The organism is Streptomyces sp. NPDC005393 (assembly GCF_040606675.1).
Lineage (GTDB): Bacteria > Actinomycetota > Actinomycetes > Streptomycetales > Streptomycetaceae > Streptomyces.
This window is the reverse complement of record NZ_JBEXFG010000015.1, coordinates 104,488-126,808: the sequence shown is the minus strand read 5'-3', so window position 1 is coordinate 126,808 and position 22,321 is coordinate 104,488. Positions and strand designations below refer to the sequence as shown.

The 22,321-nt window shown below is 69.2% G+C and carries 12 protein-coding genes and 4 pseudogenes; 10 read left to right on the top strand and 6 right to left on the bottom strand.

Going from position 1 to position 22,321, the window contains the following annotated elements; genetic code table 11:
* Positions 1 to 122 precede the first annotated feature (122 nt).
* Positions 123 to 1,250: a glycosyltransferase family 4 protein gene (locus ABZS71_RS15815; protein WP_356210480.1), complete on the top strand. Its 1,128-nt coding sequence runs from the start codon at positions 123 to 125 to the stop codon at positions 1,248 to 1,250.
* 128 nt (positions 1,251 to 1,378) lie between these two features.
* Entirely contained in the window at positions 1,379 to 2,557 is a 1,179-nt protein-coding gene (locus ABZS71_RS15810) for a glycoside hydrolase family 64 protein (protein ID WP_355860322.1), read from the top strand.
* Between the two features lie 124 nt (positions 2,558 to 2,681).
* Here the strand turns inward: ABZS71_RS15810 and ABZS71_RS15805 are convergent, their stop codons facing one another.
* From ABZS71_RS15805 to ABZS71_RS15795, 3 genes and pseudogenes are all read right to left on the bottom strand, one after another.
* Positions 2,682 to 4,340, bottom strand: coding sequence for a PucR family transcriptional regulator (locus ABZS71_RS15805; RefSeq protein WP_356210442.1), 1,659 nt, complete (start codon positions 4,338 to 4,340; stop codon positions 2,682 to 2,684).
* A gap of 1,039 nt (positions 4,341 to 5,379) precedes the next feature.
* The gene (locus ABZS71_RS15800; protein ID WP_356210439.1) at positions 5,380 to 6,264 is read right to left on the bottom strand and encodes a hypothetical protein; all 885 of its coding nucleotides are present in this window, start codon (positions 6,262 to 6,264) and stop codon (positions 5,380 to 5,382) included.
* Between the two features lie 323 nt (positions 6,265 to 6,587).
* Positions 6,588 to 6,860: pseudogene (locus tag ABZS71_RS15795) on the bottom strand (transposase); the annotation flags it as partial.
* A 275-nt stretch (positions 6,861 to 7,135) separates the two neighbouring features.
* On the opposite strand from ABZS71_RS15795, the gene ABZS71_RS15790 reads away from it, so the two are divergent.
* Entirely contained in the window at positions 7,136 to 8,647 is a 1,512-nt protein-coding gene (locus ABZS71_RS15790; RefSeq protein ID WP_356210436.1) for a sulfatase, read from the top strand.
* A gap of 36 nt (positions 8,648 to 8,683) precedes the next feature.
* The gene (locus tag ABZS71_RS15785; RefSeq protein ID WP_356210433.1) at positions 8,684 to 10,642 is read left to right on the top strand and encodes a hypothetical protein; all 1,959 of its coding nucleotides are present in this window, start codon (positions 8,684 to 8,686) and stop codon (positions 10,640 to 10,642) included.
* Positions 10,643 to 10,652: 10 nt separating this feature from the next.
* Here ABZS71_RS15785 and ABZS71_RS15780 read toward each other — a convergent pair.
* Together ABZS71_RS15780 and ABZS71_RS15775 are read right to left on the bottom strand one after the other, a co-directional pair.
* Positions 10,653 to 11,392 (bottom strand): annotated as a pseudogene (locus ABZS71_RS15780) (ROK family protein).
* A 196-nt stretch (positions 11,393 to 11,588) separates the two neighbouring features.
* A pseudogene (locus ABZS71_RS15775) lies at positions 11,589 to 11,771 on the bottom strand (transposase family protein); the annotation flags it as partial.
* Between the two features lie 322 nt (positions 11,772 to 12,093).
* Between ABZS71_RS15775 and ABZS71_RS15770 the strand changes: the two are divergent.
* The 4 genes and pseudogenes from ABZS71_RS15770 to ABZS71_RS15755 all read left to right on the top strand — a co-directional run bounded on the left by ABZS71_RS15770 (position 12,094) and on the right by ABZS71_RS15755 (position 17,037).
* A complete protein-coding gene (locus tag ABZS71_RS15770) occupies positions 12,094 to 12,378 on the top strand; it encodes a hypothetical protein (RefSeq protein WP_356210431.1) in 285 nt (94 codons plus the stop codon).
* 126 nt (positions 12,379 to 12,504) lie between these two features.
* Positions 12,505 to 12,600 (top strand): annotated as a pseudogene (locus ABZS71_RS15765) (hypothetical protein); the annotation flags it as partial.
* A gap of 365 nt (positions 12,601 to 12,965) precedes the next feature.
* Entirely contained in the window at positions 12,966 to 15,635 is a 2,670-nt protein-coding gene (locus ABZS71_RS15760; protein WP_356210429.1) for a SpoIIE family protein phosphatase, read from the top strand.
* A 313-nt stretch (positions 15,636 to 15,948) separates the two neighbouring features.
* The gene (locus tag ABZS71_RS15755; RefSeq protein ID WP_356210478.1) at positions 15,949 to 17,037 is read left to right on the top strand and encodes an extracellular solute-binding protein; all 1,089 of its coding nucleotides are present in this window, start codon (positions 15,949 to 15,951) and stop codon (positions 17,035 to 17,037) included.
* A gap of 62 nt (positions 17,038 to 17,099) precedes the next feature.
* Here ABZS71_RS15755 and ABZS71_RS15750 read toward each other — a convergent pair whose 3' ends face one another.
* The gene (locus ABZS71_RS15750; RefSeq protein WP_356210427.1) at positions 17,100 to 18,908 is read right to left on the bottom strand and encodes a glycoside hydrolase family 15 protein; all 1,809 of its coding nucleotides are present in this window, start codon (positions 18,906 to 18,908) and stop codon (positions 17,100 to 17,102) included.
* A gap of 428 nt (positions 18,909 to 19,336) precedes the next feature.
* Here ABZS71_RS15750 and ABZS71_RS15745 point away from each other — a divergent pair, with 428 nt between their 5' ends.
* Together ABZS71_RS15745 and ABZS71_RS15740 are read left to right on the top strand one after the other, a co-directional pair.
* Complete coding sequence (locus ABZS71_RS15745) at positions 19,337 to 20,992, top strand: CTP synthase (protein WP_356210425.1); 1,656 nt, start codon at positions 19,337 to 19,339, stop codon at positions 20,990 to 20,992.
* A 78-nt stretch (positions 20,993 to 21,070) separates the two neighbouring features.
* Positions 21,071 to 21,697 (top strand): NUDIX hydrolase, encoded by a 627-nt coding sequence (locus ABZS71_RS15740; protein ID WP_355859407.1) that lies wholly within the window; start codon positions 21,071 to 21,073, stop codon positions 21,695 to 21,697.
* Positions 21,698 to 22,321: the final 624 nt, after the last annotated feature.

Genomic DNA, 22,321 nt, shown 5'->3' with positions numbered 1-22,321 from the left:
GCGTCGCATGGGGGCGTTGCGGCGAGGTCACCGCGAGTGCTGGCATTCTTGAGCGCGACGCACCCGCACCGCCGCCCCTCACCCGACACCGCCTCAGGAGCTCCGCCCGCGTGAGCAGTACCGTGAGCAGCACCCCGGTCCCGCCGCACGGGCAGCCGTCGCTGCACGCCGTCCAGGTACTGGGAGGCGGGAGTTCGGGCAGCGGGGTGCATGTGCGGTCGCTGTCCGCAGGGTTGGTGGCGCGTGGGCTGCGGGTGACCGTCTGCGGGCCCTGGCGCGCCGAGCACGGGTACGGCTTTACGGAGGCGGGGGCGCGGTTCGCCGCGCTGGACGCCCTCACCGACGCCGGAAGCGCCGCATCGCTGCGGACGGCCGCCGTCGGCGCGGGGCTGGTGCACGCGCACGGGCTGCGCTCCGGGCTGCTCGCCGCCATGGCGCTGCGCGGCCGCCGTATCCCGCTGATCGTCACCTGGCACACCCGGGTGGACGCCGAGGGGCCGCGGGCGCGCGTCGTACGGATGATGGAGCGGCGGGTGGCGCGGACCGCCGCGATCGTGCTGGGGGCGTCCTCGGATCTGGTGGAGCGGGCCCGTGCGCGGGGCGCGCGCGATGCGCGGCTCGCGCCGGTCGCGGTGCCCGCGCCGCGCCGCGCGCTGGAGGCGTGCGACGGCCGGCGCCAGAAGGCGCGGGCCGAACTGGGCGCCGTGGAGCGGCCGTTGCTGCTCGCGGTGGGCCGTCTGGAGGCGGCGGCGGGCTGCGGCCCGCTGCTGGACGCCGCGCGCCGCTGGCGCTCACTGGACCCGCAGCCGCTGCTGGTGGTGGCGGGGGAGGGGCCGGACCGGGCGCTTCTGCAGCACAGGATCGACGCGGAGGGGCTGCCGGTGCGGCTGCTCGGCCGTCGGGACGATGTGCCGGGGCTGCTCTCGGCCGCCGATATCGCGGTGCTGTCCAGCCGGTGGGAGGCACGGTCGGTGCTGGCCCAGGAGGCGCTGCACGCGGGGGTGCCGCTGGTCGCGACGGCGGTGGGCGGGGTGCCCGAGCTGGTGGGGGACGCGGCCGAACTCGTGCCGTACGGCGACCCGGAGGCGCTGGCCGGCGCCGTGGTGCGGCTGCTCGCCGACCCCGTGCGCCGGGTGCGGCTGGCCGCCTCCGGGCGGGCGCGGACGGCCGGTTGGCCGACGGAGGACGACACCGTCGCCCATGTCCTCAGCGTCTACGACGAGTTGGTACAGACGTTTATGCGTCAATGACTTGACGTCCCGGTCGGTGGTCGGCAGGGTGCTGCGCAGAGGTACGAGAGAGCGCTCTCATATGCGCACCTCCTCACCCCCCACGCCATGTCCCGGCAACCCCCACTACGCCGAGGAGCACAACCATCATGATCAGTCGCAGGAAGCTACTGGGCGGAATCGCGGCCTCCGCCGCTGCCGCGGGTACCGGCCTCGCCCTCGCGGGCGGCCGCGCCAGCGGAGCCCAGAGCGCCGCGCCGCGCGCCGCCGCCACCATGCCGCTCACGATCGTCAACAAGACCGGCCAGTTCGGGAATTCATCGATATGGGTCTACATCGTCGGCAATGAGGGCGGACGTCAGGTCCGCGTCACCCCCGACGGGAAGCTCGCCCCCATCGCCCTTTCCGACAACGGCTCGGACGGCGTGACCGACTACGCGATTCCGCTGGCCGCAAGCGGCGACACCAAGCTGACCCTGCCCCAGATGTCCGGCCGGATCTATGTCGCCCTCGGCTCGAAGCTCACATTCAAGGCGGTCGCCGACGGTGCGGGCAACGCCGCCCTGCAGTACCCGGCGGGCTGGGTCTCCGGCGACCCCGACTTCCAGATCATGCACGACTGCGCGGAGTTCACCTTCAACTCCGCCGGGATGTTCTGCAACACCACCATGGTGGACATGTTCAGCGTGCCGCTGGCCATCCGGCTCACCGGCGCCAAGGACCAGACGACCGGCACCCTCAAGGACGGCGCCCGCGCCAAGGTCTTCTCCGACCTCGCCGGGACCGACGCCTTCAAGCCGCTGATCATCGGCGACAACCTGCGGGTCATCGCACCGGGGCACGGCATGGGCGCGGGGCTGTTCTCACAGGACTACTTCGCGTCGTACATCGACCAGGTCTGGGACGTCTACCGATCGAAGGACCTCAAGGTCACCACCAACGCGGGCACCTTCACCGGCCGGGTGAGCGGCGGGAAGTTGTCCTTCACCGGCCCCGCCTCGGTCTCCTTCGACAAGCCGTCCACCAAGGACGTGCTGTTCTGCGACGGCGCCCTGGCCGCGCCCAACGACGGCACGACCGGCCCGGTCGCGGCCATCCTCGGCGCCGGCTTCAACCGCACCACCCTGCACAACACCGCCGCCCAGCCCACCACCGACCCGGCCGCCTTCTACACCGGGCAGGTCACCAACCACTACGCCAAGGCCCTGCACGCGGCGACCACCGACGGCAAGGCGTACGGCTTCGCCTTCGACGACGTCGCCGACTTCGCGTCCTACATCCAGGACACCGCCCCGAAGGACGTCACGCTCACCCTGACGCCGTTCTAGCCGCCGTACGACACTCAGCGGGGGCCGTCCGCCGCGGGCGGTGCGAGCGGAAGGCGCCGCCCAGCGGTGGGCCGGACCGCCGCCGGGTCACCGCAGGTGGCGGCGGGCCCGCCGGGAGACCGCGTCACCGCACATGGCGGCGGGCCTGGAGGGCCACTCCCAGGGCGAGCACCGTCTGGGGGTCCTCCAGGTCGCTGCCGAGCAGCCGGGCGATGCGCGCCAGCCGGTCGTACAGCGTCTGGCGGTTGAGATGCAGCGCGCGGGCCGTCTCCGCCTTGCGGCCCGCGTGCCGCAGATACGTCTCCAGCGTCGGCACCAGCGGCGGCCGGGCCGTGCGGTCGTGGGCGAGCAGCGGGCCGATCACCCTGTCGACAAAGGCGGCCAGATCCCCGTGCTCACGCAGTCGCCACAGCAACAGGTCGACATCCAGGCTCCGTACGTCGTACCAGTCCCGCTCGGTCAGCCCCCGCGCCGCGTTCGCCGCCTCCGCCGCATGGCGCAGCTCACCGCCGACCGCCTCCCAGCCGGCCGCCAGCCCGGCGATCACCACGGGCGGCCGGGCTCCGGCCCGGTCCGGCCAGGCCCGTTCCACCCCCGACCGCAGCGCCGCCGCGATCCGCGCGGCAACCGCCCCGCGCTCCGCCGCGCCGCGCAGCGCGGCCAGCAGCGGCACCCGGCCCTCCGGGAGCCGTACGCCGAGCAGCACCGGCACCCCGACCGCCGCCAGCTCCTCCTGCAGGGCGTGGGCCAGCGCCGCCCAGCTCTCCGCGCCGCCGCCGAGCGGGGGCAGATCGTCCGCGAGCCGCATCACCACCGGCAGCAGCGGCCCGTCGCCGCCCGGCCGGAAGCCGAGCACCCGGGCCTGGGCGGGCGCCTCGGAGGGCTCGATCCGGCCCTCGGCGAGATCGGTGAGGAAATCGCCGCGTCCACGCGCCGCCAGCTCCTCCTCCTGGCGCGCCCGCAGCAGCACGACCGCCAGCAGATCCGCCGTCCGCTCGGCGGCGATGCGGTGGACGGGGGCGAGCGGCCCGGCCACCGGCAGTACGGTCAGCCGCGCCCGTACCGCACCGGGCCCGTGCCCGCCGCCCGGGATGTCCGCCACCACGCTGCCCGCCGGAGGCTCGGGCCGCTCGGCCGCCCGCCGGGCGCGCAGCCCCTCCCACACCTGGAGCGGATCGGCGGCGCCCGGCCGGGGCGCTCCGCCCGGCCCCGCCGCGTAGAGCAGCCGCCCGTCGGGGGTCTCCAGAAAGACGGGGTTGGCCGCGAACGCGGCGAAGTGCCGCAGGATCTCGGGCACCCCGCCACCGCGCAGCAGTACTTCGGTGGCCTGCCGGTGCACCACATCGGCCTGGCGCAGCAGCGCGTAGTGTTCATTGACGATCTCGGTGTGGATCTCCTCGGTGACCGCCACGAACGGCACCTCGCGGTGCAGCTGCACCAGCGGCAGCCCGCAGGAGCGCGCCGTGTCGATCACCGGCCCCGGCAGCGCCCGGAACCGGGCCCCCAGCTCCACCACCAGCGCCGCGATCCCCCGCTCGGCGAGCCGGCGGACGAAGGCACGCTGCTCGGCGGCGCGCGGCCCGACCCCGAGCCCGGTGGTCAGCAGCAGCTCACCGCCCTTGAGCAGCGCGGCGATGTTCGGCGCCTCGCCCGCGTGCACCCAGCGCACCGGGCGGTCCAGCAGCTCCTGACCGCACACGACCTCCGGGAGCCCGCGCCGCAGGGCGGGAAGGGCGAGGGCCCGCGCCACGGTGATCGTCCCTTGTGGTCCTTGCGGTTCCATGGATCGGAACGTTACCCGGCGGAGCCCTTTCGCCTGGTCAGCGCCTGTAGGTTCCCTTCTTCCATGTCCTTTGGCTGTGGTGTGACCTGCGACTTCTGGTGTTTGTCCCGATGGTTTGTCCGCGGCTCTGTCCCATGGCCCCGTCCTTTTCTTCAGAGCTGCCGTGCTCACTCGGTCTCCGTGAGTTGCGTGAGGGGCCGGTCGTAGCCGGTCTGCGAGTGCGGCGTTCCAGAGTTCGATCTCGGCCGTCAGCAGGTTGGTGGTGACCTTGAGTGTTCTCCGTAGCTCCTGCTCGGTGAGCGAGCGCACGAGCGTTGCTTCCAGCGGTGCCGTCAGCTCGTCAGGCAGTAGACGGGCGCCTTTGGCGTAGGCGGTGGGGTAGCCCATCCGAAGGCAGGCGAGCGTGATCAGGTGGTCGCGCATGGCGCTGATCCAGTGTTCTGCTTGCCACTCGTGTTCTGCTTGCCACTCGCGCCTTCTCTCGATGCAGGTCCGAGCGTGCGGGGCGTGGTGCCATGAGAGGCCGATCAACGTTTCCGGGTCGGGTGCGGCGAAGGGCTTGAGATCGGCTGTCTGGCCGAAGACCGTATGCCATTGCGGGCCCCGCGGACCGAACTCGGGTTCCGGGGAGAAATTGAGATCCATCTCCAGCCAGTCGGGCAGGAGGAAGACGCGGATGGTGCTGGGCGCCGATGCCAGGTCCCAGTGGTGCAGGGCGCCGAGCTCGTCGTAGATCCATTTGGTCCAGGAGTCCACTGCTGTCGCGAGGTCCCCGCGGACAGCGAGTACCAAGTCGATGTCCGACCAGGCCCCTTGAAATGTGACGCCTGGATAGCTGTTGCCAGGCTCCCGAACAGCCTCATCTGCTCCTTGTCAGGAGTGCGCCGCGAAGCAGTCCAGAAGGCGACGGTGACCAGCTTGCGTCTCTTGGAGCCGTGCGTGCTGAATGTGACCGATCAGCATCAGCGGGAACATGATCGGGTGACCTCGTTCCGCGCCATCCGAAGTGCGCGGTGGCGTATGCCGCAGGGGCAGGAGGTCACGGCAGGAGGATGCCAGCGGCACGATTGCCCAGCTCTAGGAGCTGGTCGTCGGCGACACCCGTCCCAGCCCGGACTAGGAACTGACGGACACCCAACCAAGCACGCCGCCACAACCCCGGGTTGTCGGTCGCGGTCGCCATTGTTTCGACGTCCTCGTCATACTGCTCGGCTTCCTCCGGCGTCAGATCCAAATCCGGCGTGAGAGTGCGAAGCCGCTCCACCAGCGTGGCCACGTCAGCGAGATCCACGCCGTTGAAGTGATTGGTCTGCTGGACGTGCTCCTGTGCTCCGATGACGGAACCTGGGGAATTGGTGTTGTTGATGGTCCAGCTGACACCGTTCCTCTGGTCCATGTACTGCCTCACCGTCTTCCCGGACAGCACACAGTCGCGGCCGTCGGCCTTCAGATAAATCCCGTCAATGGTGCCCCCACACAGCTCTCGCTGCACCAGATACCGCTGAGCCGCAAGGATCTCGTCCACCGAGAGCTGATCGCCGTGGAAGAAGCTATTCGGCGAGGAGAGGAAATCCTGGAGGTCCTTCGGCCTGTTGGGCTGGTCACTGTTGAACACCCAACGGAGAAGCGCATCCTCGGCGAAGACGATGCGCGCGCTAAGGTCCTGGACCTCACGCTCCTGGTGCCGGGCCTCCTGGAGGCCGTGCGGCGTGAATCGAAGGATCGGCGAGTGCCCGTTGGCCTGCGTCACCATAGCCTCGACGAATCGGCCCGCTTGCAGATGCGACACCACAGCATCCGCGACTTCGAACGGAACGCGCTCCGACGCCATCCACTCATCTGTGCTGAGCGGCGCCGTGATGTCTCCTCCGCCCTGAGCCAATGCCCAGCGCAGCATCCGGGAGCCGTATATCTCCGTCGTCACGGCCACATCGTAGTGCGCAGGTTGCTTCGAGGTTCGGTGTTGAACAGGGAAGGGAGCCACCCGCACCTTGCAAGGTGCCTCTACCAGGCTGCCCGACCGTCACGCAGGTACACCGGCCGCCCCTCATCTACCGCCCGAAGAGCCGCGTCAAGCCGGTCCCTCATCCTCTTCCGCAGCAGTTGCCGTGCCCTGTCCCAGGCCACGAACCGCGCTTCGGATAGCTCCTCGTCGTGCGGGCGCAGCTCCTCAGCCGTGTCGAGATGGCCCCCTTCATCGACGATCGCCGAGGCCCAGTCCAGCTCGCCCCGCGCACCCAGTTCGTCCAGGACCGCCCGGTGGAGCCGACGCCACAACCCGGCCCGGATCCACGCGGTGAACCGGCGATGCGCCGTCGCGGGCGAGATGCCGAACGTCTCCGGCAGATGCCGCCAGGCACACCCGCTGGTCAGCACATACACGACCGCCGTGAACACGGCCCGCTCGTCACACGGAGCGGTCCCGCCGCCCTGCGGACGGGAGTTGAACGGCGGCAGCAAGGGAGCGACCAGTTCCCACAGGCCATCAGGAACCAGCCGCTGCGACAGATCGGCACCCACGAAGAGACATCATGCCGCAGCTCACACCATCACCACATGAGACACCCTCTTAGTCCGGCCGCGCCCGACTTGCGCTCGGTTCTTCCGGGCCTGCATGTTCTGATTCGTCCCCTGCGTCGAGACAGGGAACGCTCTTCCCGGGTGACGCGCGACCCGCCGCTACATCAACCGCGTTTGGGAGAACTGAATCTGAGCGACCGCGGATGGGCCACAAGAATCCCACAAAGTCGGGCCCTACCGTACCCGGCGACACCCGATTCCGTGGAGGAATAATCATGCTCGGTATCCAACGCCGCCGCACGGCCACGGCCGGATTGTGTATGGCGGTGGCCGCCGCATTACTGACGTCGTGTCTGGGGAAGACGGACACCGCTCGGGCCGGCAGGACGGATGCGTCGGCCGACAGCACCACGAGGGCGGCGCACAAACCCAACATCGTCTATGTGCTGACCGATGACCTTTCGTCGAACCTCATCAGGTACATGCCGCATGTGCAGCAGATGGAAAAGAGCGGGACGTCATTCCCCAATCTCTTCACCACTGACTCATTGTGCTGCCCGTCACGCTCGTCCATCTTCACCGGCCAGTACCCGCACAACACCGGGGTCTTCACCAATAACGGCGCTGACGGCGGTTACGGCGCCTTCACGAAGAACGACAACGAACACAAGTCGTTCGCACCAGCTCTGCAACGGGCCGGCTACCGGACCGGATTCATGGGGAAGTACTTGAATGGCTACCGGCCGAAGAACAAGTACGTCCCGCCCGGCTGGGACGAGTGGGATGTCGCCGGTGACGGCTATCGCAATTACAACTACGACCTCAATGAGAACGGCGAGGTCGAGCGTTACGGGGAAGACCCCCAGGACTATCTGACGGATGTGCTGTCGAAGAAGGCCACCTCCTTCGTCGACTCCTCCGCGAAGGCGGACAAGCCGTTCATGCTGACGGTAGCGACATTCACCCCCCACGCCCCCGCCATCCCGGCACCGCGCCACATCGACGAGTTCCCCACACTCAAGGCTCCCCGCACACCCGCCTACGACAGGACCTCCGAGCCGGCGCCGAAGTGGCAGCGCAAGCTGACGCCCCTGACGCCCAAGGAAAAGAAGCAGATCGACGGGAAGTTCCGCCAGCGGGTGCGCTCCGTGCAGGCGGTGGACGAGATGATCGGCCACCTGAGGAGCCGGCTCAAGGAGAAGGGCCTGGCGGACAACACCTACCTGGTGTTCGGATCGGACAACGGTTTCCACATGGGTGAGTACCGGCTCCGCCCGGGCAAGCAGACCGCCTACGACACCGACATCAGGGTGCCGATGGTGGTCACAGGTCCCGACGTGCCCGCCGGGAAGAGCGTTTCGCAACTGGCCGAGAATGTCGATCTCAACCCCACCTTCCTGGAACTCGCGGGCGCGAAGCCGCCGTCGACCGTCGACGGGCGGAGCCTCAGCGGGCTGCTGCACGGTCGGCGGGCGGACGACTGGCGCGATGCCGTGCTCGTCGAACACCACCAGGCGAAGTCCAAGAAGAACGACCCGGACGCGGCTCCGGACGACGCCGGCAACCCGCCCAGCTACGAGGCGATCAGGACCGCGGACTCCCTCTACATCGAGTACGCCACCGGGGAGCGGGAGTACTACGAGACCCGGTCCGACCCCCACCAGTTGAAGAACCTTGCGGCATCCCTTCCGGCCGAGAAACGCGCTTCCCTGCACAAGACCCTCACCGCGCTGAAGCACTGCCGTGGCGCGAAGAGCTGCCAGGCCGCGTCCCGCGTCCAGAAGTGATGGCGTGGGGCCTCACCGAACCCTGAGGAGGTATACATGAGTGGATTCAATCGGCGCGACTTTCTGCACAGCGGGATAGCCTTGACGGTCGGCGTCACCGTCGCGGGATGCGACCCCGACGGCGCTCGGGATGAGCAGGGGGCAGCGGACGGAGCCGGTCCGGTCATCGCTGTCAACACACAGCGGGCCCTCTCCAAGGTGAGCCGACTCATGGCGGGGGTCAACGGCGCCAAGTGGTACAGGGACTCCTACGGTCTGTGGGATCCAAAGGCCAACGCCCCCGAACCGGTTGCCGTCAAGAAGATCAAACAGAGCGGTATCGCCCTCGTACGGTATCCGGGCGGGACCTCGTCCAACCTGTTCAACTGGAACGGGGCCGTGGGACCCCAATCGCGCCGGACCCGCCAGGTCGAGGGGCAACATGGGGCTCAGGTGGACAGCAGGTACGGCCCGGACGAGTACATGTCCCTTCTGAAGGAGATCGACGGTACGCCACAGATCATGGCGCCGTTCGCGAATTCGACACCACAAGAAATCGCGGACTGGGTGGCGTACATGAACGCCCCCCAAGGAACGAAGTGGGGGAACTTGCGGGCGGAGAACGGCCACCCCGAACCCTACGGTGTGCGTTGCTGGGAAATCGGTAACGAACTGTTCGGGAAGTACCAGCGTTACTGGATGAGCGCCGATGACGACACGGCCATCAAACAGTATGCGTTCGGTGGTACGCAGCGGCAGCGACGTCAACGTGTCGGGCAACCGACTGATCAACGCCCCACCGCGTCGGTCAGCAACGGCCGGCCGAGCCAGAGCTTCACCGTGTGGTACCCACCAGTGGTGCCCAAGAGCCAGGTGGTCCGTGTCTCCGGCACCAAATGGCGTGAAGTCAGCGACTTGTCCTCAGTGGGCGCAAGCGCCAAGGTCTACACCTTCGATCCGAAGAGCGGCACGATTCAGTTCGGTGACGGCCGGAACGGCGAAGTTCCCCCGAAGGGGGCAAAGATCACCACCGACTACGACTCCGGGCCGCACGCCGGCTTCGTGGACTATTACAAGGCGATGAAGGCCGTCGACCCCACGATCGACGTGCTGTCCGTCTGGGCGCCCATCGAGGCGGGAAAACTCGTGACCGGAAAAATGAGTTTCCCCCGGCTCATGGCCGAGCACGGCCATGCCGATGACTACGATGGCATGACCATCCACCCCTACACGAACTTCTCGCGGGACCTCCGTATCACCAGCTTCCCCGACAAGCGGGCCGGCCACGACTACCAGATGCTGGGAGACGCGGCCGCTGCCAGTATGGTCACCGATCTCATGGCTGAGGTGCGCAAGTACGGCAAAAAGGGCGCGTACGTTGCGGTCTCCGAATGCGGTGCGCTCTTCTTCGGCAAGCAACGCAGCACGGAAGCCTATCCTGAGTATTCCTATGCGATGTCGCACGTCCTCTACATGGCGTCTCAGTGGGCGCGATTCAGCAATGCCGGTGTTCCATGGACGGCGAGCAATGACCTGGTCAGCCACAAGCCCGGTGCATCGCGGACCGTGTTCGGAGGTGCTCCGGAATTCGCGCGCATGCCGGAAGCCATTATGCGCGAGCAGCTGCGGGTTGTTTTCCATGGTGGTGGCAAGGTCGTTGACAGCAAAGTGAACGACAACATCGACGTAGCAACCGACAAGACCCCGCTGGGTTCCTCCTACGAGGCACTGGTGACGACGGCCACCATCGACCGGGACGGGGCCCTCAACGTCCTCGTGGTGAATCGCTCACCGGACAAGGACATCAAGGCGCACATCGCTCCGGATGGTTTCACACCCGCCGGCACTGTCGATGTGTCCGTGGTCGCCGGGAGGACGTACTACGACTTCAACAATGCAGAGCACCCGAACTCCGTCAAGATTGAAAAATCACAAGCCAAGGTGAAGGCAAAGACGTTGGACTGGGTGTTCAAGGCGCATTCGGTGACGCTACTGCGTTTTCCTGCTCGACGCTGATGTCCCGTTCTCAGTGTGTACCAACGCATGCCTGCCGCCTTGGCTTGGGGATGGGTATGGGCGTTGGTGCGCTGTGGAGGCGGGGTCGGCGGGGTTGGGGCAGGTTGCGGAGTGGTGGTGGGCTGTGCGGGAGGAGTTGGGCGACGGCGCCGAGTGCCGCGGCCGATTCGCCCAGCCCTGCCGTCCGCAGGCTGATCCTGTTCTGGGGGCAGGGCAAGGTGTGAGAGTCGAATGCGTGCTGGATGGCCTCCATGAGGGTGGGGCCGGTGCGGATGAGTTCGCCTCCGATGACGATGACCTGAGGGCCAACGACGTTGGAGGTCGCGGCCAGGACCCGGCCGATCCGGGTTCCGGCCGCGCGGAGGACGGCTTTGGCGGTGCGGTCGCCCGCGTTGAGCGCGGAGATGAGTCCAGGCAGGTCGTGTGCCGTGCCACCGGCGCTTCGGTAAGCGTCGAGAACCCCCTGGATACCGGCGACCGTCTCCAGGCATCCGGTGCCGCCGCACAGGCAGGGCGTGCCGTCGGGCGCGACCGCGATGTGGCCCAGTTCGCCTGACAGGCGTGGGCGCCGCGGTGCAGGGTGCCGTTGACGATGAGACCGCCGCCCATGCTGTGTGACAGGTGGAGGTAGAGCACGTTCTGCTCGCCTGTCATCGCGCCCCAGACGGACTCGGCGAGTGCGGCCAGCCGGGCGTTGTTGTCCACCAGCGCCGCTATCCCGAAGCGCTCGCGCACCAGAGTGTTGATCATGTTTCGGCGGTCGTCGGCCGGCCCGCCCACCGGTCCGGCCAGTCCCACTCCGACCGCGCTGAATGCCTCCGGCCGCGGGGTTCCACCGGTCAGGCCGGTGAAGTCGTCTACCTCCGCTACCGCGTGGCGCGTTAGCCGGCTCGTCCGCCGAGTCCTAGGAAGAACGGGCCAGTCAGTGACGTCTTCTCAGTGAAGATCACTTCCAGTGTCTGTTGAGGACGAGGGCGGCGCGGGTGATGTCGCCGATTCGGCTTGGGCTGAGGGTGACATGTTGCAGGGTGCGCCAGCGTTTTTTGAGTTCGGCGGCGGTGCGTTCGCTCAGGGCGCGGACGTTTCTGATCAGGGCGTTCGTTGCGCGGGTGTCGGCGTGCAGGGCCTGCTCGGACTGGCCCTTGAGGCTTCACGTCTATCCGCGACTGGATCCCACGCATCCGACCTGCACGCGCACGCACGATTTGCGCCGCCTCGCGAAGATTAATTCGCTGAGAAAACCTCACTGGGCAGGCAGCGAGCGAAGCCAGCGTCGCGGTGGTCGATACGGCCCTGCCGCGCGGGCCGCGCAAGCGCCTGGCCAAGCTCTGCGAGGCCCTGCGGTGCCCGCTGGAACCGTCAGCAGAGACACTCGCCGACCACGTGGAGCGGATCGCGAGTACCCTGCCGCCGCCCGGTCCCAACGAGCCGGTGGGCGTTTGGGACGGCGTATGCGCAGATCTCGCCCAGCTGTTCGCGGAACGCGGCCAGGTGCTGCAAGGCCGCAGACTGCTGCTGGTGTCCATGACGGATCGGGCCGTGAGTTCTGGCTCCGCAAGGCCGCACTCCTGGACCGCATCGCGCTGAGCGATGAAGCCGACGGCATCACCAGCGACGCGGCCGACCTCGCCACCCGGGCCGCCCAGCGCTTGATGGACCTGGACGACACAGACGCCACCTGGGACCCGCGCCACTACGTCCGCCAGCAGTACGCCCACTGGGCCAAGCACCAGTAGCAACGCCCGAGGGCGGTTGTCTCCGGCCAAAAACCCAACCGCCCTCGGTTCTCCCAGTCCCGATCACAGAACAGGCGAACCCCAGCATGCCCCAGCAGGACCCGGACGGACATCTCGGGGCAGCGCTTGACGCTGCGGCCCGGGGCTGGCGGGTCTTCCCGCTCGCCCCCCGGCGGCAAGACTCCGGCCGTACGCGATGGGGAGTCCCAGGCCACCGCAGACCCCGCGCAGATCAACCGCTGGTGGCGGGGCCGTCGGTGGGGCCGATGTCGGGGACCCCGAGTAGCCGCATCGCCTGGCGGATCCGGCCGCCACCGGTGTTCGGCCCGGCCCCACGCCCGATTGCCCGTGATCAGCAGAACCGGGCGCGGTAGAAATAGGTTATGCGTGGAGTTTTGGGTCAGTACTGGCGTGAATTGCTCAACTCATCCAGGAGCAACCATGCGCCCGGTCGGCTTACTCGTACGGGACATGGCCGCCAAGGGCACCAGGAGCACGACCAGCCCCATCAGGGAAAGTCGTGGCGGCTGCTGCGGCGCTTGCGCTCCCTACCGAGCGTGCGCAGCCTCGCCGGCCAGGTGTTCCTCATGCAGCTGGCAGTCGTGGTACTGCTCGTCGCCGCCGCGCTGGTGGCTCTCGTGGTGCAGGCTCAGCGCGGCAGTATGGCGGATGCCCGGCACCGGACGCTTGCCGCGGCCCAGGCGTTCGCGAACTCTCCGGGGATCGTGCCGGCCTTGGACAGCCCCGACCCGACCGCGGTGCTGCAGCCCCACGCCGAGGCGGCCCGGAAGGCCTCCGGCGTCGATGCCATCATCGTGTACAGGCTGGACGGGATCACCCTCACCCACAGTGACCCGAAACAGATCGGGAAACACGTCATCGGCCCCTACGCGGAGGCCGCGGAGGGCAAAGCTTTCACGAGGACCTTCCAAGGGGCCCTGGGTCTCTCCGTAATCTCGGCGGTCCCCGTCAAGAACGCCAGCGGCTCGGTTGTCGCCATCGTCTCCTCCCCCGTCAGGGTCGAGGAAGTGCAGCACGTGGTGAACCGGCAGCTGCCGGTTCTGTTCGGGAGCGCGGCCGGGGCTCTTGCCCTCGCTGCAGGTGGTGCGGGGCTGATGAGCCGTCGGTTGCTGCGGCAGACCCATGGCCTGGGCCCGGCTGAGATGACCCGGATGTACGAGCACCACGACGCCGTCCTGCATGCGGTGCGGGAGGGGGTGCTGATCATCGGGGGTGACGGCCGGCTGCTGCTGGCCAATGACGAGGCCCGGCGGCTGCTGGACCTGCCGGAGGACGCGGAGCAGCGCCACATCACCGATCTGGGGCTGGAGGCGGACCTTGTCGAGCTGCTGACCTCCGATCGCCCGGCCACCGACGAGGTACACCTGGCGGCCGACCGGCTACTGTCGGTCAACAAGCGGCCCACCGCCCCCTACGGGCCGACCAGCAGCGTCGTGACGCTGCGGGACACCACCGAGCTGCGGGCTCTCGCCGGCAGGGCCGAGATGGCCCGCGAACGGTTGCGGCTGCTCTACGACGCCGGGATGCGGATCGGGACCACGCTGGATGTCGCACGCACTGCTGAGGAACTGGCGGAGGTGGCGGTCCCCCGGTTCGCCGACGTCGTCACCGTCGAACTCCTGGACCCGGTCCTGCGCGGCGAGGAACCGCCCGGTGCGAGCACCGAGATGCGCCGCATCGCCGCCGTCGGCCTGGAGGGGGACCATGCCCTCTACCCCGTCGGCGAGCTGATCCGGTTTGTTGCCTCCCACCCCACCGCCGCGGCGGTGGCCGGCGGCCGAGCGGTCATCGAGAGGGACCTGAGCACCTCCGATGGCTGGCGGGCCCATGACCCCGAACGTGCCCAGCGAGTCCTGGACAACGGTATCCACTCCCTGATCGTGGTCCCGCTGAGGGCCCGGGGGGTGGTGCTGGGGACGGCGCACTTCTGGCGGGCGAAGGGCTCCCCACCGTTTGAAGAGGAGGACGTGTCCTTCGCCGAGGAGCTGGCTGCCCGGGCAGCGGTGTGTATCGACAACGCCCGTCGCTACACCCGCGAGCACACCATGGCCGTCACCCTGCAGCGCAGCCTGCTACCCCGTGAGCTGCCCGAGCAGACCGCCGTTGAGGCGGCCTACCGCTACCTTCCGGCCCAGGCCGGCGTGGGCGGGGACTGGTTCGACGTCATCCCGCTGTCCAGCACCCGGGTGGCCCTGGTGGTCGGCGATGTCGTCGGCCACGGCCTGCACGCTGCGGCGACCATGGGCCGGCTGCGCACCGCCGCTCACAACTTCTCCGCCCTGGACCTGCCTCCCGACGAGCTGCTGGGCCGTCTGGATGACCTGGTGGCCTACATCGACGCCGAAGAGGCCGCTGCCGGGGAGTACGGTCAGGGGATCACCGGGACCACCTGCCTGTACGCCATCTACGATCCCGCCTCCGGGCAGGTGGCCGCCGCCACCGCCGGCCATCCGGGGCCGGCGGTGGTCCATCCCGACGGGACCGCGGTCTTCCTCCAGGTGCCGGTCTCCCCGCCGCTGGGCCTGGGCGCCGGCCTGCCCTTCGAGATCGCCGAACTGGCCGTGCCCGAGGGCTCCCGGCTGGTGCTCTACACCGACGGCCTCCTCCAGGACCGCGACGTGGACGTTGCCCTGGAGGCCCTGCGTAGTGCTCTGGCCGGACCCGACCGCACCCCGGAGGCCACCTGCGCCGCGGTGATCGAGGCCCTGCTGCCCGCCCGTACCAACGACGACGTCGCGCTACTGGTGGCCCGCACGCGAAGGCTCGACCCCTCACAGATCGCCGGGTGGGACGTGCCCCGTGATCCGGCGGCGGTAGCCCCGGTTCGCACCGCCTGCGTCCGCCAACTGGCGGACTGGGGCCTGGAGGAGATCGCCTTCACCACCGAGCTCATCCTCAGCGAGTTGCTCACCAACGCCATCCGTTACGGCACCGAGCCCATCACCGTCCGGCTGCTGCGCGACCGCACCCTGATCTGCGAGGTCGCCGACGGCAGCAGCACCTCCCCCCGCCTGCGCCGGGCCGGGACCACCGATGAGGGCGGCCGGGGACTGTTCCTGGTCGCCCAGTTCGCCGAGCGCTGGGGCACCCGCTACACCCCCACCGGCAAAGTCATCTGGGCCGAACTGCCCCTCCACGGTGGCGCCACCCCGGCCGTGGAAGGCCTCGGCGAGATCCTCTTCGGCGAGGGAGCACCTCCCGGCGATAGCTGGGGGAAGGATGACACGGAGTCGTGAGGGTGGTCGTGCGATCGCCCGACGACCCGCCACCGGTCCGAGGTGCGCAGGCCGGAGTATCGCGACTCTCGGCCTCGACAGCTTCCAGGCCGCTCGATGTAGCCCATGCGCGGCGAAATACGGGCGGCTCGCGGTGCGGTTCGTCGCAGGAGAGCACAGCGTGACCAGTCGTTTACTACCGTGACACGACACGCCCTGCGACAACACTGTCCATCGGTGATAACCGCTTTCCCTTGGTATCCCCTCGCCTCCTGGAACCTTCGTGACCGCACTTCGTGCCCGAGCAGCGGCCGTCCCCTCTTGTCTGGCCCTCATGGCACTGGCCCTGAGCGCCTGCAGCGAAACGCCTACCGCCACGCCCGAGAAGCCCGCGGTGGCCACCTCAGCCGAAGACGTGGGCGGCATGGACGCACTGGTCGCCGCGGCGAAGGACGAGGGCCGGCTGAACGCGGTAGCGCTTCCGCGCGACTGGGCCAACTATGGGGGGCTGATCGACGGCTTCGAGAAGAAGTACGGGATCAACGTCACGGTCGCCAATCCGCAGCGCCACAGCCAGGACGAGATCGACGCCATCAAGAAGAACCGGGGCCGGCCCAATGCCCCCGACGTGATCGACGTAGGGGATACGTTCGCGCGGGCAGCAGCCCGGGAGAACCTGCTCGCGCCGTACAAGGTCGCCGCGTACGACTCGATCCCAAGCAATCAGAAGGACTCGCAGGCCCGCTGGTACAACAACTACGGGGGCTACATCTCCATCGGCTGCGATGCCAAGCGCGTCAAGACCTGTCCCCGGACCTTCGCCGATCTGCTGAAGCACCGGTACAAGGGCATGGTAGCGCTCTACGGCAACCCCACCCGGTCCAGTACTGGCTTCGCCGGCGTGTACGCGGCCGCCCTGGCGAACGGGGGGTCGTTCGACAACATCCAGCCCGGTCTCGACTTCTTCGCCAAGCTCAAGAAGAGGGGCAACTTCAACCCCGTCGAGTCCACCGCGGTCGCGGTCAAGAGCGGTCAGACTCCCATCAGCATCGACTTGGACCACACCAACCTCGGCTACGCCGACGAGTTCCGCAGCAAGGGCATTGACTGGCGGGTCTCGATCCCGTTCGACGGCAGCTTCGCCCAGTACTACGCGCAGGCGATCAATAAGGACGCCCCGCATCCGGCGGCTGCCCGCCTGTGGGAGGAGTACCTCTTCAGCGACAAGGGCCAGAACCTCCGGCTCTACGGCTACGCCCGCCCGGTGCTGATGGACGCCATGAAGAAGGACGGCACCCTCAACGAGGCCGCCGCCGCAAAGCTGCCGACCGTTGAGGGGACGCCGGAATTCCCGACAGACGCGCAGTTGGAGAAGGCGAGGGAGGAAGTCGCCCGGGGCTGGGCGAAGGCCGTCTCGGGCTGACACGCCGGCCTGAGGAATCCGACGGACGGTAGCCGGCCCGTTCAGGGGGACCCTACAGCGCCCTAGCCTCCGTACGCCCCGGATGCCGTCAGCCGCAGGGCGGTGTCGATCAGCGGCACATGGCTGAACGCCTGCGGGAAGTTGCCCACCTGCCGCTGCAGCCGGGGGTCCCACTCCTCGGCCAGCAGCCCCAGGTCGTTGCGGAGCGCGAGCAGCTTCTCGAAGAGCCTGCGGGCCTCGTCCACCCGGCCGATCATCGCCAGGTCGTCGGCGAGCCAGAACGAGCAGGCCAGGAAGGCGCCTTCGTCGCCCTCCAGACCGTCCACGCCCGCGTCCTCGCCCGCCGTCGGGTAGCGCATCACGAAGCCGTCGGGCGTCGACAGCTCCCGCTGGATCGCCTCGATGGTGCCGATGACCCGCTTGTCGTCCGGCGGCAGGAAGCCCATCTGCGGGATGAGCAGCAGCGAGGCGTCCAGTTCCTTGGAGCCGTAGGACTGGGTGAAGGTGTTGCGCTCGGCGTCGTAGCCCTTCTCGCACACATCCCGGTGGATCTCCTCGCGCAGCTCCCGCCAGCGCTCCAACGGGCCGTCCACATCGCCGGATTCGATGACCTTGACGGTGCGGTCGACCGCGACCCAGGCCATGACCTTGGAGTGCACGAAGTGGCGGCGGGGGCCGCGCACCTCCCAGATGCCCTCGTCCGGCTCGTCCCAGTGCTCCTCGAGGTAGCGGATCAGCTTCAGCTGGAGCACGCTCGCGTAGTCGTTGCGCGCGAGCCCGGTCATATGGGCCAGGTGCAGCGCCTCGGTGACCTCGCCGTAGACGTCCAGTTGGAGCTGGCCGGCCGCGCCGTTGCCGACCCGGACGGGCTGGGAGCCCTCATAGCCGGGCAGCCAGGGCAGCTCGGCCTCGGACAGCTCCCGCTCGCCCGCGATGCCGTACATGATCTGCAGGTTCTCCGGGTCGCCCGCGACCGCGCGCAGCAGCCATTCGCGCCAGGCGCGCGCCTCCTCGCGGTAGCCGGTGCGCAGCAGCGAGGACAGGGTGATCGCCGCGTCCCGCAGCCAGGTGAAGCGGTAGTCCCAGTTCCGGACGCCGCCGATCTCCTCGGGCAGTGAGGTGGTGGGGGCCGCGACGATGCCGCCGGTGGGGGCGTAGGTGAGCGCCTTGAGGGTGATCAGCGAGCGGACGACCGCGTCCCGGTAGGGGCCGTGGTACGTGCAGTGCTCGACCCACTCCCGCCAGAACGCCTCGGTCGTCACCAGGGCGCCCTCCGCGTCGGGCAGGGCGGGCGGCTCCTTGTGGGAGGGCTGCCAGCTGATGGTGAAGGCGATCCGGTCGCCGGGGCCGACCGTGAAGTCGGAGTAGGTGGTGAGGTCCTTGCCGTAGGTGTCGACCTCGGTGTCCAGCCACACCGAGTCGGGTCCGGCGACGGCGACCGTGCGCGTGTCCACCCTGTGCACCCACGGCACGACCCAGCCGTAGGAGAACCGCATGCGCAGCGCCGAGCGCATCGGTACCCGGCCGCTGACGCCCTCCACGATCCGCACGAGCTGCGGGGCGCCGTCACGCGGCGGCATGAAGTCGATCACACGGACCGTGCCGCGCGGGGTGTCCCACTCGGACTCCAGGACCAGCGAGTCCCCGCGGTAGCGGCGGCGGCCGGCGGCCGGCGGCTCGCTGCCCGTGGCCTGGGCCGGGCCCAGGCGCCAGAAGCCGTGTTCCTCGGTGCCCAGCAGACCGGCGAAGACGGCATGGGAGTCGAAGCGCGGCAGGCACAGCCAGTCGACCGTGCCGTCTCTGCAGACGAGGGCGGCGGTCTGCATATCACCGATCAGTGCGTAATCTTCGATACGCCCGGCCACGTGCATTCCCCATTCGAACGGCCGTATTGCCCCGGTGGGGCGCGGTCTCGGAAATTCTGGACGAGCTCTTGTACCGCGGGCGTGCTGGTGGTGCCGTGCCGGGGTGGCTCGCATGCGTGCGTCCGACGAAGGATACGACGGAGAACAGTGATCCGCTTGAGCCAGTCCACATCGTGGCTCGCATCTCACGGCCGATCGGGTGGCCAGGTCACGCAAGGTGTCCGGGTGACTGCGGAGACGGGCGTCCGCGCGATGGCGCGGACATGGCCAGCAGCGGGCGCCCCGGGGCACTGATACCCTGGTAGCCCGTGGAGCGGCGGGCGCAAAACCCCCGAACCTCAGCGACGGCGCCCCCGAATTTCCGGGGCAGCTGCCGGACCGCATCCTCACCACGCGACCACGGGAGCCCCCTCTTGGCCATTGCCGCTAAGCCCATGACGACCAAGCACCTCTTCGTCACCGGGGGTGTTGCTTCCTCACTCGGCAAGGGCCTGACCGCCTCCAGCCTGGGTGCTCTGCTGAAGGCGCGCGGTCTGCGCGTCACCATGCAGAAGCTCGACCCGTATCTGAACGTGGACCCGGGCACCATGAACCCCTTCCAGCACGGTGAGGTGTTCGTCACCAACGACGGCGCCGAGACCGACCTGGACATCGGCCACTACGAGCGGTTCCTCGACGTCGACCTCGACGGCTCGGCCAACGTGACCACCGGCCAGGTCTACTCCACCGTGATCGCCAAGGAGAGGCGCGGTGAGTACCTCGGCGACACCGTGCAGGTCATCCCGCATATCACCAACGAGATCAAGCACCGCATCCGCCGCATGGCCACCGACGACGTGGACGTCGTCATCACCGAGGTCGGCGGCACCGTTGGCGACATCGAGTCGCTGCCCTTCCTGGAGGCCGTGCGCCAGGTCCGCCACGAGGTCGGCCGGGACAACGTCTTTGTGGTGCACATCTCCCTGCTGCCCTACATCGGCCCGTCCGGTGAGCTGAAGACCAAGCCCACCCAGCACTCCGTCGCCGCGCTGCGCAACATCGGTATCCAGCCGGACGCGATCGTGCTGCGAGCCGACCGCGAGGTGCCCACCTCCATCAAGCGCAAGGTCTCGCTGATGTGCGATGTGGACGACGCGGCGGTGGTCGCCGCCATCGACGCCAAGTCGATCTACGACATCCCGAAGGTGCTGCACTCGGAGGGCCTGGACGCCTATGTCGTCCGCAAGCTGGACCTGCCCTTCCGCGATGTGGACTGGACCCAGTGGGCCGACCTGCTGAAGCGGGTCCACCATCCCGACCACGAGGTCACCGTCGCGCTCGTCGGCAAGTACATCGACCTGCCCGACGCCTATCTGTCCGTCACCGAGGCGCTGCGCGCGGGCGGCTTCGCCAACAACGCCCGCGTCAAGATCAAGTGGGTCACCTCGGACGACTGCAAGACCGCGGCCGGCGCCCGGCAGCAGCTCGAAGGCGTCGACGCGGTCTGCATCCCCGGCGGCTTCGGCGACCGGGGCGTGATCGGCAAGGTCGGCGCGATCACCTACGCCCGGGAGAACAGGATCCCGCTGCTCGGCCTCTGCCTCGGCCTCCAGTGCATCGTCATCGAGGCCGCGCGTAACCTCGCGGGCATCGAGGGAGCCAACTCCACCGAGTTCGAACCGGCCACCACCGACCCGGTGATCTCCACCATGGCCGAGCAGCTCGACATCGTGGCGGGAGAGGGCGACATGGGCGGCACCATGCGGCTGGGCATGTACCCGGCCAAGCTCGCCGAGGGCTCGATCGTCCGCGAGGTCTACGACAACCAGCCGTACGTCGAGGAGCGCCACCGCCACCGCTACGAGGTCAACAACTCCTACCGCGGCGAGCTGGAGAAGAAGGCCGGAATCGTCTTCTCCGGAACCTCCCCCGACAACAAGCTGGTCGAGTACGTCGAGTACCCGCGCGAGGTGCACCCGTATCTGGTCGGCACCCAGTCCCACCCCGAGCTGCGCTCCCGGCCCACCCGTCCGCACCCGCTCTTCGCGGGCCTGATCAAGGCGGCAGTCGAGCGACAGACCGCTGGTCAGAAGCGGGGCGCCGGCGCCTGACCGCTACGGTTGACGGGGGGCGGGCGGCCTGCGCGGCCCGCGCCCCGGCAACCGCATCGAAAGGACGCTGAGGCAAGCATGGGCATCCAGGACACCCCCGAGGAGTGGCCGGTCACCGCCACCGCCACGCCGTTCACCGGCAACAAGACGAGCGTGCGCACCGACGAGGTGGTCATGCCCGACGGCAGCCGGGTCACGCGCGACTACCAGGTCCACCCCGGCTCCGTCGCCGTCCTCACCCTCGACGAGGACGGGCGCGTCATCGTGCTGTGCCAGTACCGCCACCCGGTGCGCCACCGGCTGTGGGAGATCCCGGCCGGTCTGCTCGACATCCCCGGCGAGAACCCGCTGCACGCGGCCCAGCGGGAGCTGTACGAGGAGGCGCACGTCAAGGCCGAGGACTGGCGTGTCCTCGTCGATGTCTACACCTCGCCGGGCGGCTGCGACGAGGCCGTACGGATCTTCCTGGCGCGGGAGGTCTCGGCGGTCGAGGGCGAGCGCTTCGAGGTCTCCGAGGAGGAGGCCGACATGGAGCTCGCCCGCGTCCCCCTGGAGGAGCTGGTGCGCGGCGTCCTCGCGGGCGACCTGCACAACAACTGCCTCGCGGTCGGCGTCCTGGCGGCCCACGCCGCCCTGTCCGGCGACGGCCTCGACGCCCTCCGCCCCGCAGACGCCCCCTGGCCGGCCCGCCCCTTCGAGGCGTAACGGGGGCCGGGGCTCCGCCCCCGGACCGCGCCCCTCGTACGCCGGAGGGGCCGATCCTGTGAACATCGGTGGATCCGATGGGGTGATTTTCGCTCCGCGCCGTCGGCCGCGAGTGCCGGGGAGCTGACGCGGAGTGAACTACGCTCGTAGGGAGCCGAAGGGGCGCGCCGCTGTCGAAAGGGAGAGCGCGCGCAGACCCCGAGGGCTGCGATCCATATGCGGCTACCACCGCGCGAGGGGCCGAGCACGGTCGACCGTCGACAGGGGGGCACCCCCGGCCGAAGGTCGGGGGAGGCTTGAGCGCCCTGGAGGCGAGCTGAGCCGCAACACCCCGACCGCACCCGCGGCGGGCTCGTACGCGCAGGTGGACGGGAGTGGGCCCGTGGCGGAGCAGGCGGTCGACACCGATGGGGAGCCGGCGGCCTCCCGGAAGCGGCAGTCGCCGCCCGCCACGCCCGCTTCGCCCTCCTCCGGCCACCCACCGGCCGCCGCGCCCCGCGCGGCGAGCGGGACCCCGCCGGGGCAGCGCCCCCCGAGCGCCACGCCCGCCCCGGACACCGTCCCGGGCCCGGCCAGGGCCCGCGAGGCCCGGGAACCTCAGCCCGCCGCGGCCAGGACCCCGGC

What these genes read in the sequence shown, in the direction of transcription:
- ABZS71_RS15760 (WP_356210429.1), top strand. Translation starts at nt 12,966, where the DNA reads ATGCAGCTGGCAGTCGTGGTACTGCTCGTCGCCGCCGCGCTGGTGGCT.
- ABZS71_RS15740 (WP_355859407.1), top strand. Translation starts at nt 21,071, where the DNA reads ATGGGCATCCAGGACACCCCCGAGGAGTGGCCGGTCACCGCCACCGCC.
- ABZS71_RS15785 (WP_356210433.1), top strand. Translation starts at nt 8,684, where the DNA reads ATGAGTGGATTCAATCGGCGCGACTTTCTGCACAGCGGGATAGCCTTG.
- ABZS71_RS15750 (WP_356210427.1), bottom strand. Translation starts at nt 18,908, where the DNA reads ATGCACGTGGCCGGGCGTATCGAAGATTACGCACTGATCGGTGATATG.
- ABZS71_RS15805 (WP_356210442.1), bottom strand. Translation starts at nt 4,340, where the DNA reads ATGGAACCGCAAGGACCACAAGGGACGATCACCGTGGCGCGGGCCCTC.
- ABZS71_RS15810 (WP_355860322.1), top strand. Translation starts at nt 1,379, where the DNA reads ATGATCAGTCGCAGGAAGCTACTGGGCGGAATCGCGGCCTCCGCCGCT.
- ABZS71_RS15745 (WP_356210425.1), top strand. Translation starts at nt 19,337, where the DNA reads ATGACGACCAAGCACCTCTTCGTCACCGGGGGTGTTGCTTCCTCACTC.
- ABZS71_RS15770 (WP_356210431.1), top strand. Translation starts at nt 12,094, where the DNA reads ATGCGCAGATCTCGCCCAGCTGTTCGCGGAACGCGGCCAGGTGCTGCA.
- ABZS71_RS15790 (WP_356210436.1), top strand. Translation starts at nt 7,136, where the DNA reads ATGCTCGGTATCCAACGCCGCCGCACGGCCACGGCCGGATTGTGTATG.
- ABZS71_RS15755 (WP_356210478.1), top strand. Translation starts at nt 15,949, where the DNA reads ATGGCACTGGCCCTGAGCGCCTGCAGCGAAACGCCTACCGCCACGCCC.